Here is a 15744-nt window from a genome sequence, read left to right as displayed (position 1 = left end):
GATTTTTCTTTATTCAACCTTATTTTAGTGCTTTAGAAACCTATTGTTATTATTATGTACATTTCTACTTGAAATAACTAATCACTGCGAAAAGTCAAAAATAATATATCCATTTTTTTGATAAATTTTAGCAGCGGAATTTAAAGCAATAAAATGAAGAGCGAGTAGATAAAAATAGATGATAACCAGTAATTATAAATTACCGTCTTCTAGCAAATAGCAGCACCAACATCGACAGACACACAATAAAGGCTGCATTCTGATCAAGGCTTTCATTCTCTGCAGGAGCATCATCAACCTCTGTTCTTTCAGTTATATCATCTGAGCTAACTCCAACTATCGCAAATGGTGAAAAAACAGAAGTCTCTGCTTCAAAGACGACATAACTACTGCTCTCACTGATCTTCTTTGTTGAAAGGGACTCCCACATACTCTGATCATAACGATACATCATTATAGAACTATCAGAGATATGATTACCTTCAAGCCAGGACCTATTTACCTTAAAACCAACAACGGCATCCTGTATATTACGTTCTATGGCATAACCGGGTTTCCCCACCCATATATTCAGATTCTTGTAGACTATCCCAGGAGGGGGAGATGAGGCGAGTGTAGATGTTTGCTTAAGGACTTCAACAGTTGCTATGACATTACCGGCGTTTGTGAGAGAACTATAGTTAATATATGTAATAGGATTTTCATGCTCAACGAACTGGTAGGAAATTTGAGAACCAAGGTACACAGACTGACTGGATTTTTCTACGACCTCAACTTCCTCATATGATCTACTTGTTGTGCCAATTGTGACAACCCCATAATTGGACCCATCACTGTCTCGATCAAGGATTGTAGATACATTGGAAGGAGATGTACCAGATGTGACCGTAATTGCCCCATTGACAACATCAATCGGGATGATCAGCCCTTGATTATCACTAACCACAACGTTAGATAGTTCCAAAGAACTTGTACCAGATACATTGCCAGCGGTCATCTGGATGATAGCAAAAACTTCCGGTTCTGTGACACTTGTCTTGTCCAATATCAAACCATAGACAGAATCAATTATTCCATTTGAGCTATCTATCACACCGGGATCAAACCAGACAAGTGCACCATCCTGTCTTAAGAATTCACCTTCTGAGACCTGAACCGCTTTGACCAGTTTACTGTCATAAGATAGATCGAACTGCATACCAGCAACCGGGAGGTCTGGCTGCAAATAGATATTCACAACAAAGTTCTGCCCTTCTTCTACTGATTGAGATGTGGGCATGATGCTGATTTCTGTAGTTGCACTGGCAATTCCACTAAGGCAGGCAATCGTAAATAGAGAAAAAAGGAGGAGGGAATAAAATATACTTTTCCCAGAGATGAAAATATACTTTCTTATCGGAATCCCCCACATTTATTAATCCATATGCGATAGAACCAGCATCAGATCTAGAACATTTACAATATTATCCTGATTCACATCCCATAGTGGATAAGGATATGTTGTGACCTCATCGAAATGCTGCTGAACTAAGCCATAATCACTGTAATCAACCATATTATCCTGATTGATATCGAAAACCACAATAATGACCTCGGTGTTTATTATTTCGAGATCAACAGCATTACCAGTTGGATCGCTGATAATGACATCTTTTAGGACTAGATCTGATTTCCCACTTGCCTGTTCATTTGCTGTTGCTGTGATGCTGGCAAAAGTTGCTGGTGTTGAGATATCTGCCGCACCTAGAATACAACCGTATGCATCATTGAGCAGACCCGAATTTACAGAACCGGCAACAAAAAATGTCCCCATACCACTTTGTTTGAACAAGTTGCCTTCGTTTACCTCTGTGATCTGGACCTTAGAACTATCGAAAAGTAGATCAAACTGCATTCCTGCAATATCAACATCCGGAGAAACAAACACTTCAATTGTGAAAGTTTCCCCAGGTTCAACGACCTGTGATGATGGTTTTAAAACTACATCGGAAGCAGCTGCAGAAACGTTGCTAAGAGCTGCAAACAATGTTATTATAATAACTACCATGAATACGTTTTTTATGCTAAACATGTTTTCCCCTTTATTTGAAATAACTTTGAGGACTTGCTTATAATCAATCAAATTTAAATCCCCAATTTATCATTGTGTTGGTGATATATAAACATTGTGAAAAACTAGTACCTGTCATACGCATTATCATTATGATGCAGGGGGTCGAATTAGACTGGTTTTCAATAGGCAGAGAAATGAAATTACATAGAACTTGCGACTAATGTAATTAAAAAATTAATATAATTTTACATGAAAATAATTACATTATAATTAAAATGAAAAGAAAATTTATGAAAATCCAGCAGTCGAATTGACAGATGGTAAAAAGAATAAAAGGAGATGCAGAATATGCATCTCATTCTACTGTTTCACCGAAGTGATGTGCTACGAGGGTAAGATCCTGGATGTTTACTTCACCATCCTGGTTTACGTCCCAGACAGTATCTAAATTTTGACTGCCCATATTCTGACTCACCAGAGTAATATCCAGAATATTCACCACACCATCCTTATTCACATCCCACCGTGGATGTGTAACAGGTGTTATGTTGTCCGTAGCTACAATGATCGCATCACCCCAGTTGTTAGGCGCATCATTGGTTGAGCCTGTTAGACTGCACGAGTCAAAATACTGACGACCATCGAACCCATTATCCCGATCGTTTATTCCAACGTTCAAGCCAACAGCACCATTCGAAGGATCACCGCCAACATCAGTCCAAGGGATTGCAACTTCTATCACGTAACCAGTATCCGTGTCACTTTCGTCACCATTGCTACCCAACAAAGTTATGCCTGTCATTATGCCACTGGTATACGAGAGATCCTTGCCGCCACCAGTACCCACTTCATCGATTACTGCACCATTCAGGTTAATGATAAAGTGATAGTCATCTGACTGCATCACACCAGCATTATCGTGCTGTGTGTCAAGGAATATCTCTACACCATCATCTAGATAGATATGGCTAACCTCATCCTGGCCGGAAGCCTGAAGGTTCGTATCAGTTACCTCAAAGGCAAGGTACAGGTAATTGTCATCATGTTTTGCCTTAACCACAGCGGTATTGTCTTCCCCAGGATTTCTGTTAGTTGAGCCAGTCAGAGTCATACCGGTCACATCCTGCCAGTCGCTCAGATCACCGTCTACAGTAGCATCACCCTGAACTATGTCAAGTGACTCGATGATGATAGGTTTGTCATTGATAGTAACGGTACGAGTTGACGTTACCTGATCAAGACCATCACTTACAATTGTTTTGATCGTATGAGCACCAGAACTTGTGCTGTCAGTGTTCCATATATAGTTAGAAGAAGTGCTGCGAATAACCCCATCGATCAGTATGGTATAGCTCAATGCATCCCCATCAGCATCGGATGCAGTTACATCGAAGGAAATAGAATCACCTTCATCAAAGACTGCATTGTTTGCTGGTTTGAATGTAGTGATGACAGGTGCATGGTTAACATCACCCATGGTTGTTGTTACTACTACAGTGACAGTATCAGAGTCTGTGTTACCGTCAGCATCTTCCACAGTAAGAGTTACTTTATAGGTACCTGCAGCATCATAGGAATGCTGCACAACAGCACTTTTCGCATCTTCCTGGAGTCCATTAGAAGCATCGAAATCCCATGCATAGGAAGCAATTCCCTTGTCATCTGATGAATCTGAACCATCAAAGGATATAGTTTCACCAGTAACAACTGTCATGCCAGAGCCAGCATTAGCAGTTGGTGAAAGATTCGATGGAGCTGACGAAACCTCTTCTACGGAGAAAGAATGTACAGACCACTCGGAACTCGCAAACTTGATCTGACCTGAAGAATCTGCCTGTTTTGAAACAAAGTCAGTACCATCCATTTTGACGTTATAATAGCGGTTTGGTCGCAGGTCACCTACAGTGAACACCACATTGTCCCCATCGGTGGATTGGGCAGTGAAATCTACGAGTACATTGCCCTGTGGAAGAGATGTATCATATTTGTTCACTTCTACATTTACAGGTCCCTTAGTCGGATGAGCATACATCGGATACGTGTTTACTGTCAAAGTCCTATCACGGGATTCAACATTGATAGATGAACCATCAACATCAGATACAGTAACAGATTCGTCATCACTGACCATAATGGCATTGGACGAATCTACTACAGAGATAGCACCAACCGGGTAAACGCGGAAAAGGAATGTTTTGCTTTGCTCACGTGGCAAATTGTCTCCAAGTATTATTGGGTTTTTAAAAGTACCACTGTATATCCAGAAATCATAATTTCTGACATTCGATAAAGTATTATCAGTAATGTAGATATTCTGATATATTGACTCCTCACCCCAGAAAAGGACACCATAGTCAACATTTTTTAGGACATTATTTCTAAAATATATATCGTAAACACGAGCATTCTTGTCATACTTTGCGTCGTTAAATGAGGACAACATTAATGCTCTGCCATTTATATCCTCAAACCTGTTATCTTCTATAACGACATTTTCTGAATTATAAATTTCCAGAGGTCTTGGCTGATCATGGAAATAGTTATTGCGTATCATTATGTTGTCAGTATCACCATTATGTAAATACAGCCCAACCTGTTTCAGACCTGAATAATCAGATGTGAAATAGAGTTCATTGTCTTCAACTATTACATCATTTATTCTTGTATGAATGTCGAGCAGATTATGACCAGCGTTAGAGATCTTATTGTTCCTGATAACATGATTATACATTATCTCTGTACCCATCTGATTAAAATAATGAATTCCATGTTCAACACAATTGGTAATAACATTATTTTCTACTAAGGTATCACTTGTATGTGTACGGAAATCAATTCCCTCAAGGTCCATGTTCGAAAACTCAGAATTTCTGATAACAAGATGGCTATTATGTTCAGCAAGATAACCAGTATAACCATTGGTAACAGTTATTCCATCTATCGTGATCCAATCTTGATAAGATGTCTTGATCATAGCTGCTCCTGAGGGACCGTTGGTCATAGTTGGGTTTCCATTGTATGCTTTCACCGTAACAGGATTACCAGGAGTACCCTCCAAACCGTGTGCCGTAAAATCCAATATTTCTCTGGACCAGGTTCCGTCAGACATGTATAAAGTATCACCTGCGCCCATTAAGGATAGAGCATGATCTAAAGTTTTTACAGATTGTTCATGGGTCAGACCTGTGTGTGCGTCATCACCCCAAGTAGCAACATAGTAGTCAGTTGCACTTGCTGTACCGGACAAAGCTAATAGTATACAAACTGCATAAAGAATATTTCGTAAAAAATATCTAGAATTCTTCGTGCCTTGTAAAAAGCTATGTTTTGTTTTCTCGGAATTTATTTCGTTTTTACGATTCATCATGTAATTCCCTTAATAAATTATTTATTTGTAAATAATAAAACAGAATTGTGGACATACTTATAATTAGTATGGCCATATTTTGGAGAAAATTGACCACGGTCCAGACAAAATGTGAACGGAACATGGCAGACATAACTTTCTTCGCCAAAGATCGCATAAGTGTTAGTCTCGTAATTAGTATTTAAATTAGTAAGAACCATTGTGTAGGTTCCTACTTCTTTATAGCTATCATGCAAAACCATACCAGTGATATCTGGCAGAAGTCCAACATCAGATTCGAAATTCCATATATAAGATATGATGCCGCCGTCATCATAGGAACTCGAGTCATCGAAAGATGCTGTCTCGCCAGGAACGATAGATCTGTCTGAGCCAGCATCGGCGGTCATTAAAAAATTTGAGGAATAAGTAGTTTCTTGAACAGAGAAAGAATGTTCCCTTGACAACTCTGAACTTGTAAACTGGATCTGACCCGAAGGATCTGCCTGTTTTGAAGTAAGATCAACATCATCCATTTTGATGTCATAACAGTGATCTGGTTGCAGGTCATCAACAGTGAACACCACACTTCCCCCGTCAGTTGATTTCGCAGTGAAATCTATGAGGACCTCACCTTGTGGAAGAGAGATATCATATTTGTTCACTTCAACATTCACATGCCCCGTAGTCGGATGAGCATATATCGGATACTTGTTAATGGTCAAATTACCATCAGAGTATTCAACCTTGATCAATGAAGCATCAACGCTACATACGTTAATAGATTCATCCTCGCTGAACATGATGGCATTGGAAGAATCTATTAAAGAGATAGTATCACTGGGATAAACGCTGAATGTGAATGTTTTACTTTGCTCGCGTGGTAAATTACCTTCAAGAGTTATTGGATTCTTAAAAGTACCACCATGGATATAGAAATCAGAGCTCCCTATATTCAGTAAAGTATTATTGATAAAGTAGATATTCTGATATATCGAGTCCTCTCCCCAGAAAAGGACAGCATGGTCAGCATTGTCTATGATATTGTTTCTAAAATATATATTGTGAACACGAGCATTCTTGTCATACGATCCGTCGTTAAATGAGGACAACATTAATGCTCTACCACTTATATCCTCGAATCTATTATATTCTATAAAGACATCTTCTGAATTTAAAACTTCCAGAGGTCTTGGCTGATCATGGAAGTAGTTGTTGCGTATTGTTATGTTGTCAGTATCACCATTATGTAAATACAGTCCAACCTGTTCCAGACCTGAATAATCAGATGTGAAATAGAGTTCATTGTTCTCAACTATTACATTACTTATCCTTGTATGAAGATCGATCAGATTATGCCCAGAGTTAGAGATATCATTGTTCCTGATAACATGGTTATACATTATCCCTTCATCCAACTGATTATAATAGTGAATGCCATGTTCACCACAATTGGTAACAACAGTATTCTCTACTAAGGTATCACTTACCTGCCTCCAGAAATTAATTCCATCCATACGCATGTTCGAAAAAGTACAATTTCGGATAACAAGGTGACTATTCCATGAAGCATGATACCCATTATAACCGTTGGTAACAGTGATCCCATCTATAGTGATCCAGTCTTGATAGGACGTATCGATCATATTCACTTTCGAGGGACCGTTGCTTAGGGTTGGGTTTCCATCATATGCTTTTACTGTAACAGGATTGCCAGATGTGCCCCCCAGATCATGCCCCACAAAATCCAATACTTCCCCATACCAGGTTCCGTCAGACATGTATAGGGTATCACCTGCAACCATTAAGGATAGGGCATGATCCAGGGATCTTACAGATTGTTCGTGCGTTAGACCTGTGTGAGCATCGTCACCCCACGTGGCAACATAATAGTCAGTAGCATATGCGCTATTCGATAAAGCTAACAAAATAAAAACAGTACAAAAGACATTTATTGAAAGAGATTTTACTGTACTGATGTTTTGTATTGATCGAAAACATAATATTTCAGAACAAAATACAGGTTTGTTATATCTTTTCATAATAACCCCCAAAAAGGCAAGAGTGTCCATAATCAGGCTATTTTCACCTACTTACAACTCATAAAAAAATGTTGGTAAACAATATAATGGTTTTTGTATCATCCCTGGATTCATAGCTTTTGAAATATAATTTTCGACTATTAACGCATATTCAATCGACGAATAGCGTACAAAGTTATTTAATAAAAAGGTTCCTATTAAAAAATTAGTTTTAAATGTTTAGATATATTAAGAGTCATATTTCATATTCATAAAAACAACATCATCCGCCGAAATATCTATTAAGAGAAGCAGCTTGACCTCTGTGATAAATATACATTAGTTGTTATTAAATTAGCTCTTTATGGCCAAAAATCAATTCATATACCATTAAGGTTGACATAAATGTATTTTTTGATTTGAATCCCCTACTTTCTAGTATAATGTCAAATTTGAAATCGACATTTTAATGAATTTTTAGACATATTTTCAACTATCAAATTCATATTTTTCCAACATATGAATAGCTATACAATAAACCCAATGATAATAGCACCACAAATTCCCCAGTCCGACCACACCCCCAAGTTTTCATAGTGCCTTTTTCCACAATAATTACAAGAGACAGGATATTGGACCTGCTAATTCAATATGTCAAAGTTGGAACTATGCCATTGTCCTTAATTTGAGTTACATTTTGCACGACTCAAACAGACTAAGCGCACATATATTAGTATTGAAAATCAAACTTAGAATGTAATGTATTGATCATCGGATATGTCCAATCATTCGGAGGTAGTTACAAATGAAGAAAATAGCAGTCATAGGATCAGGTAACGTTGGCTCTACCACTGTTCAGCGTCTTGCTGAACTTGAGCTCGGGAACATTGTTATGACCGATGTCGTTGAGGGTCTGCCCGAAGGGAAAGCACTTGATATTATACAGGCCGCCCCTGTTCTTGGATACAATGTGGACATATTGGGCACGACCAATTACGCTGACATTGTGGATTCTGATGTTGTTATCATTACCGCAGGAATAGCCCGAAAAAAGGGAATGATGCGTGATGACCTGATGAATATAAATGCAAATATCATAAAAGATGTATCTGAAAACATTTCGAAATATGCACCTGAAGCCATAGTTATCACGGTCTCCAATCCACTTGACGTAATGACCTATGCCACACAGAAATATACAGGACTGGAAACTGAACGGGTATTTGGAATGAGTGGAGTACTTGATTCAAGTCGTTTTGCAGCATTCATTGCAATGGAACTTGGAATTTCAGTACAGGATGTTTCTGCACTCGTACTTGGAGGACATGGGGATTCCCTCGTAGCACTACCACAATATACCACAGTATCAGGAATTCCGATCTCAAAAATGCTTCCAGAAGAAACGATCGATAGGCTGATACAGCGCACCATCAACGCCGGAACTGAAATTGTTGAATACCTTAAGACAGGCAGTGCTTTCTATGCCCCGGCAGCAGCCATTGCCACCATGGTAGAATCCGTGATAAAAGATCAAAAACGAGTTCTTCCTGCAGCCGCTTATTTGCAAGGAGAATACAACGAGAGCGACTTATATCTGGGAGTACCTGTGATATTAGGTAAGGACGGCGTGGAAGAGGTCATCGAACTTGAATTGACAGAAAGCCAGCAACAGGCATTTTCAAGATCTGCTAAGTCTGTGCACGAAGGGATAGCAAAGTTAAAACTGTAATGTAAAAGGATATAGATATCCAGGTTCAACCAAAGGGATTTGAATTGATAGTACTATCAAGATGACCATATTCCTGTGTGGCTGATGCTTTCTGCATATGTTGTACTTAATGAAGATATTCAAAAATAGAAAACTAAAAAGAGATTAATGGATAATTAGTCAATTATCCATATTTTGATCCTGCTATTATCATAGATACTTATCTTTTTCTCATACACTGATTCAAATACAGGTTCAGGATATTTAGTATCCATTATAAGGTAAGAAAGATCATATTTGCTATATAGCTCTCTGGAAGATCTGTAATCTATATCTTCCTGTATCAAAACCCAATTGATACTTCCATCTGTTGAATGAAAATCTCCTGCAAAATAGGGATTGTCAAAATAATATGAACTGGACAATGGAGACCTCTTTTGCACATCAATTTCTGAAAAATTCACAAATCCATACGTTAAAGCTGATATCGAATCTAAAAGTACCCTTGGAGTTCCATCTGATATGGCCATAAACCGACGCATTGTTCTATCACCGTTACCGAAAGCTCCGGCTGTGTCATTAATATAATGATTGGCCCATTTTGCAGAAACATATGTCTTGTCATCCATCACCCATTCTTCCGCCGCTTCGCCAGTACGCCAGTGATTATAAAAGCCCGAAAATGATACCGAACAGATAAGTAATAATATTGCGAATGTCTTGAAATATTTGGATGGCACATTGAGGACATTAGTTAGAGCAATGCTAACCAAAAATATTGAGAAGAGCAGATAAACAAAATGCCCATAGATATCAGAATATATAATTGGCAAAAGGAATGCGGATAGCAATAGAATGAATGCCTCTTCTTTTCTCTTAGGCTGTTTCAACAACATGTAAACCAGGCCACCAAAAACCAATAGGGTCAATGGTCCCACATGTCTTACTTGAACTATCAATATTTCCAGTATCCAATCATACCTGGAACCTGCAAAAGGTACCAGGCTTCTTTTGAAAAAAGGAAGCATCATGAAGAACAAAAACAATGCACTGTACCCCATTGTCTGAATATTGGAAGGTATTTTTATTCTGTTTCTGGTCAATAACAGGAATACCATCAATCCAAGGGATAATGCTGCAAAGTAAGAAAATTTATGAATGCTAAATAGCAAAATTAATAACATCAGTAACAGAGCACCTATCTTTAGCCTTGAACCGTTCGAAAATTTCAATAGCAAATATAAGAACAAAGGGAATAGTGCAATAAAAGGACCCCTTGTACTGACCTCCCATGTAGTAAAGATCAATACACCCTGGGACACTGAAAAAAGAAGTGCAAATACATATTTAAAGACTGAATCTGGATATATCATATTTCCAAGTAAATAAGAGGCAAATAGACCAAAAAGGCCCAATACTAAAGAGAAAACTAAGATCGTGATTTCCATATCAATATTTGCAAGTTGGGAAATGCCAGACAAGAAATACGGGATCCCACTTGCATATGACAATGGGTATAAGCCAAAGATGGAAAGCCAACTTTCCCACCAGTTGGCCTGCCCATACATCGTGATCGAGTTGGCAAGGGAATGAACAAAAAAAGAATCGCTCCCTTTTTCATGAGGGATAGAAGGGATCCTTATCACTATGTTCAGCACTATAAGAAGTGCAAAAATTATCACCTTGTTTTTCGGTGGATTATCTTTAAACATAATACCTCCTTCAGCCTGGTATTCCTGTAATAGTCGATAACTTCTTTATCATCAATTCTGGGTGCTCTTTTAACATAATCTGTGAAGTACCCTAGCATATAGGGTATGCCAACACCATTTTTATGAAAATCATCATTGCTCCATAAAAGTTTTATCCCTTTTAGTAAAATATGCAACGGAGTGAATCCGATGTGATAATTGTTGGAACCCATTTTTTTGTATCCGACCCATTGACCTTCAGCACCTGCAAATGGTCTTAAAGATACCATTTTTACGTCATCGAACTTTTTTGTTTCCCATCCCCTAAGTTTAGCTTTTACAATAGCAATACTGTCAGGGCTACAGGTTAAAAGATATCCACCCGTCTCTTCAAAGCATTTTTTATTCCATAGCCTGGCACCACCTGTTGGCAGATCTTCACGATCCCTGTCCCACAGTATTTTACCATTAACAGTAGAGCCTATCCGGCCACTACAGATGCCAAGTTTAGGATTCATTTCAAGCTTATTCATTAAATATTCAAAATAATTATCATCAAGTACAACATCTGAATCCGCGACCCCTATATGATCATATGCGATATTGTGGTTATCACAATATTCCAGTGCATGATCGAAACCCACTCGATAAACATGTGCAACGTGGATTCCCAGATCTCTTGGAGTTTCATCCAGTCGTACGGATCGGATCCATTCATGGGACGTGGTAAGTTCTTGTAATATTTGAGGAGTTTTATCCGTACTACCATCATCGACTATTACCCATAGCTCTGGCCTCACCGTTTGGTTGATAACCGACTCTGCAAGTTTTGGTAAACTGTATTCTTCATCTTTACAAGGCGTCACCAAAATATATGTTCTCATACTCATATGTCATTTATCCTTATAGCCTAAAAGTCATATATATATTCGAATTACCTTAGCTACCACAGATTTCAGCCATAGATCATAGACATACACTCCACCCTCCTTCACCAACAAAATTTCATTGATGAATGCAGGATCATTGTTTCCTCGAATGTCCAGACAGTCATTAATGCAATAATCCCCATTGTTGCAATAATACTTGTTCCAATTATAATTATATCTTCAAAACCCTTCTTATAGTTTTGGTTTCCTCACTTGAGAATATCCGTAATACTACTAAAGCCACCCCATAAGTAAGTGCTCCTGAGATCACTATTAAAAACAGGTTGATGTTTACAAAATTATTCAGATAATAAACAGGCATAGCCATGAGCAAGCACGCCAGCATGGGCTTAACGAATATCCTGAATATCCCTGGAGTGACTAAATTTGTGGAAACAAAATAAAGACTCATAAATAATAAGAGCAGTTCTGTTACGACCGTTGTGATACTTGCTCCATAATAGCTATACTTAGGGATTACCAAGTAATTGAGTAATATATTTGCCGCGACACAGACACCCATACTCAAAGTGTTCAATCCTTGTTTATTAATTGATGTTAACAGACTCGTTAAAGATAAATTCACAGATACGAGAAAAACCGACCATATTAGTATTTCGAGTGCAACTATTGAACCCGCAAAGGATTGATCATAAATAAGGAGTATGATCCGATCAGCGATAAGAGCAGTTCCCACGGTAATTGGCAGCATAAGTATTACTAGGAACTTAAATCCCATCTCATAATATTTTACCAAAGTGTTATTTGAGCTTGTAAATGCTTTTGACATAACAGGAAATAATGAGATAACGATTGCATATGGGATCAAACCCAATGGTTCACATAATTTGTATGCAGCCGAATAAAGTCCTACGGCATGATCACCGATCATCATGGAAAGCATCAGTACATCTATTCGATGGTATATTATGAGGAAGACACTGGAGAATGCGATTGGAAGAGCTTCTTTGAACAAACGTTTCCACAATGCGAAATCGATATCGAACTTGACCCTGACAAATCTTTTCACAAAGAAATAATTTAATAAGGCTTTCAATACCTCTGAAAATAAGAATACAGCCATTAACTGATATAGGGTGCCATTTATAGTAATTATGAAGAAGATCAGAGAAGCAGAGACTATTTTAGTGATCAGTTTTGCTACTATGTCGTATTCCATTTTCAGCGTGGTTTGATACACCGAACGGCAGTTATCACTAAATGACATGAACAGTAGTGTGAATGATATCAGATACACGTATGTGGTCGTGTCTACCGGATAATCCATCAATGATATGATTGATATTGACAGAAGAATAGAAAATACAGAGAGTATTATTTTAATAATATATGCATTTCCAAGCATCTTTGACATGCTTTCAGTGTCTCTTGACATCTCTCGCACAAGTATTTCACTGAGTCCAAAATCAATAACTATGCCAAAAAATGCAATGTAGGCAAACACGAAATTGTATTTCCCAAAATCATCGACTCCCAAGTATTTTGCGAGATATATCACAACAACTAAAGAGATCAACCTGAAAAGCAGATTACCCACCAGCAGGATACCTGTATTTTTGGCTACCTTATCAATTGTGCTCAATATTTCACCTGTTATCTAATTAATGATCTTGGCTCTTAATTACTGAATTGGAATCCGTATCGATAATAGTTCACTCAATGTCCAAATTATGATAGGTAAGCTTTTCAAGAGATTCGTAAACGTTGGTAAGTCCTTCTACAAAAAATAACCAGCACATACGATCTTAAAGAAGAACATTATAATATTTTACAATATAATTCATAACACTTTTTGCACAACTTGAAAGTAAGGGGTTTATTTATTTTTGTATATGTACCATAGTTTACTAATGTTCCTCCAAATTGTTTTTTGAAATTTCGGACAGTATACTTTACCTTCGGACTGCCAGCACCTCCAAAATCAAACGTAGAGTAACCGTTCTTAGCACCCCATGATAGTATATTCCAGACTAAATATTCATTAGGATGCAGATGTAAGTATTTACGTGATGAACACGCATACCAATCATAAATGGTATTATTATAATTAAGCGTAAGTATTCCAGCGATTGGTAAACCATCGTGAATTGCCAGATAGATCTTAGACAATCCTTTTGGCACTAGTATGTTATAGACGTTATAGAACAACTTAAAATCTTTAACTGGTATCTTGGCAGTTTCTGAAGTTTCTGAAAGAAGCTCATAAAAACTTTTTAATTCGTCATAATTTTCTACTTCCTTGATCACCACATTATTTTTTTGAGCTTTTCTAATACCATTACGTTTCTTTTTTCCCAATGAACTCCATAACTCCTCCTCGGTTCGGTTCAAGTCAATTAAAAAATTTAAATTGTCCTCGTAATTATAATCACATGAACATAATAGATCTGACATGGCAGCATTAGAGTTTGAATATATTCGATTGTAAAGGGATCCTCTTTTAGTAATTTTATCATGCTTGTTAATTAGTTCAATGGCTGCACTTTTTCCACATTCGCTATTTACCCAGAGGGGAGCATCACGAATAGTTATGTGGGAAGAAAAGTAACCAATTTCACTTATTTCTGTAAATTTGATGCTGACCAGCGATGCCAGAATTTCATCGTTATCATCAACTGCCACCAAAGCCAATGGTTCACAATTAGGCACATCATGATAGATATCAAGCATGTGACCTGTTTGGAAAATAGTAGCATACTTATTTTTAGAGACAAACTTATTTAGCATGTCCTTTTCTGGTTCTATTATGCTAAATTCTGTCATTGAACTCCCTTTTGGTCATGAAACTCAATGGTATCAACAATAAAATCGACAACGTCTATAGTGTCGCTTAACATCTCGTCTTTTTTTGATCTCCATACATCTTTACTTGATCCATTTCCCAGTATCTCTATCGCTTTTTTCAGTGCCAGACCCTTATCAGGAATCGTATAAACAAGTCCATATTTTTCCTCAAGCTCGTTGAGATAACCCCTTTGATTATTAGAAACGTAAATAGAAGGAACTCCAAGTACAGCAGCTTCCGAAGCCATAGTTGCACCTTCACTAATGCACAATGCAGCATGATAGATTATATTGTGCAGGTCTTTGGGGTCCATTTCAAGTTGATAATCCCTAATTGTTTGCCAATCTGATATCTCAGAGGAGATGATCACTTTTCCAAACTTTTCAAGCACAGAGATATATTCTTTTAATTCTTTTTCCGCCTTGAAATTAAAACCTTTTGCATGTAGATCATGATGTGAGGAGAGAGCAGATAGACGAACCAATATATATCCTGCTTTTAAACCATATTTAGTCAACACATTCTCATCGGGTTTAAAATATTTGGGATGAAGGTATGCTAGCTCATAATAGCCCCTGAAACGTGTCTGTTTTGGTCCGAGGTCCAGATAGAACGACGTCGATGTGTAGATCCGATCTGTAAATGGAAAGGCAAGTTTTGTGACCAGACCTGCTATTTCAGTATCTGAAAATGCCAGATGCGGCTTCCCCATCAATCTGCTAACATGTGCCGAATAAGGAGAACCCGGGCTTACAAAAATATCAGGCTTGAACTGTCTTGCCATTTTGTACAAAAGTAGATCATTAGCAAGAACACCGAAAGCTTTGCCCGGCATTGTCTTATAATATTTGCAGAGTTTATATTCAAAACCATTCTCTTCCAGCATTTTCCTGGTGCTTTCTTTAGCCCGTGCAAAGATCTTAATTTTATGTCCCCTGTCCTGAAGTAATCGAATCACATTACTGAACACATTTACATCTTTAGGATGACCAATATCCAATAATACATTCAATTCGCATCCACCTCTTTCAGCTTCTCTGCAGGAACACCTGTTACAATAATGTAATGATCAATGTCCTTTGCAGCAGCTAACCCTGCACTAACTAGCCCCAAACCAACCACATGCCCAGTTCTAATAGATATATTTGGCAGCATAATTGCCCCCGATCTTAAGGTTACCTAATATATGA

At 37.8% G+C, this 15744-nt stretch carries 11 protein-coding genes; 1 reads left to right on the top strand and 10 read right to left on the bottom strand.

The features are described from left to right. Positions 1-199: 199 nt before the first annotated feature. From AC20MK_RS04480 to AC20MK_RS04465, 4 genes are all read right to left on the bottom strand, one after another. Positions 200-1279, bottom strand: coding sequence for a PGF-pre-PGF domain-containing protein (locus AC20MK_RS04480; protein ID WP_487356788.1), 1080 nt, complete (start codon positions 1277-1279; stop codon positions 200-202). Between the two features lie 135 nt (positions 1280-1414). Beyond that, the gene (locus AC20MK_RS04475) at positions 1415-2122 is read right to left on the bottom strand and encodes a cohesin domain-containing protein (protein ID WP_487356787.1); all 708 of its coding nucleotides are present in this window, start codon (positions 2120-2122) and stop codon (positions 1415-1417) included. 286 nt (positions 2123-2408) lie between these two features. Beyond that, positions 2409-5300, bottom strand: coding sequence for a sugar-binding protein (locus AC20MK_RS04470; RefSeq protein WP_487356786.1), 2892 nt, complete (start codon positions 5298-5300; stop codon positions 2409-2411). A 137-nt stretch (positions 5301-5437) separates the two neighbouring features. Beyond that, entirely contained in the window at positions 5438-7180 is a 1743-nt protein-coding gene (locus tag AC20MK_RS04465) for a right-handed parallel beta-helix repeat-containing protein (protein WP_487356785.1), read from the bottom strand. A gap of 1045 nt (positions 7181-8225) precedes the next feature. On the opposite strand from AC20MK_RS04465, the gene mdh reads away from it, so the two are divergent. Continuing rightward, complete coding sequence (gene mdh / locus AC20MK_RS04460; RefSeq protein WP_487356784.1) at positions 8226-9149, top strand: malate dehydrogenase; 924 nt, start codon at positions 8226-8228, stop codon at positions 9147-9149. Positions 9150-9304: 155 nt separating this feature from the next. On the opposite strand, the gene AC20MK_RS04455 is transcribed toward mdh, so the two are convergent. The 6 genes from AC20MK_RS04455 to AC20MK_RS04430 form a co-directional block, all read right to left on the bottom strand. Continuing rightward, positions 9305-10840, bottom strand: a complete 1536-nt coding sequence (locus AC20MK_RS04455) for a hypothetical protein (RefSeq protein WP_487356783.1) — start codon at positions 10838-10840, stop codon at positions 9305-9307. Beyond that, entirely contained in the window at positions 10807-11709 is a 903-nt protein-coding gene (locus AC20MK_RS04450) for a glycosyltransferase family 2 protein (protein ID WP_487356782.1), read from the bottom strand. The genes AC20MK_RS04455 and AC20MK_RS04450 overlap by 34 nt, the downstream gene beginning before the upstream one ends. A 211-nt stretch (positions 11710-11920) precedes the next feature. Further along, on the bottom strand, positions 11921-13351 hold the full coding sequence (locus AC20MK_RS04445) for a flippase (protein WP_487356781.1): 1431 nt from the start codon (positions 13349-13351) through the stop codon (positions 11921-11923). Positions 13352-13527: 176 nt separating this feature from the next. Next, complete coding sequence (locus AC20MK_RS04440) at positions 13528-14532, bottom strand: lipid II:glycine glycyltransferase FemX (protein WP_487356780.1); 1005 nt, start codon at positions 14530-14532, stop codon at positions 13528-13530. Beyond that, on the bottom strand, positions 14529-15566 hold the full coding sequence (locus AC20MK_RS04435; RefSeq protein ID WP_487356779.1) for a DUF354 domain-containing protein: 1038 nt from the start codon (positions 15564-15566) through the stop codon (positions 14529-14531). The genes AC20MK_RS04440 and AC20MK_RS04435 overlap by 4 nt, the downstream gene beginning before the upstream one ends. After that, positions 15563-15709, bottom strand: a complete 147-nt coding sequence (locus AC20MK_RS04430; RefSeq protein ID WP_487356778.1) for a hypothetical protein — start codon at positions 15707-15709, stop codon at positions 15563-15565. The genes AC20MK_RS04435 and AC20MK_RS04430 overlap by 4 nt, the downstream gene beginning before the upstream one ends. Positions 15710-15744: the final 35 nt, after the last annotated feature.

Source organism: Methanococcoides sp. DA23, from assembly GCF_057593895.1.
This window is presented reverse-complemented; position numbering and strand designations above follow the sequence as displayed.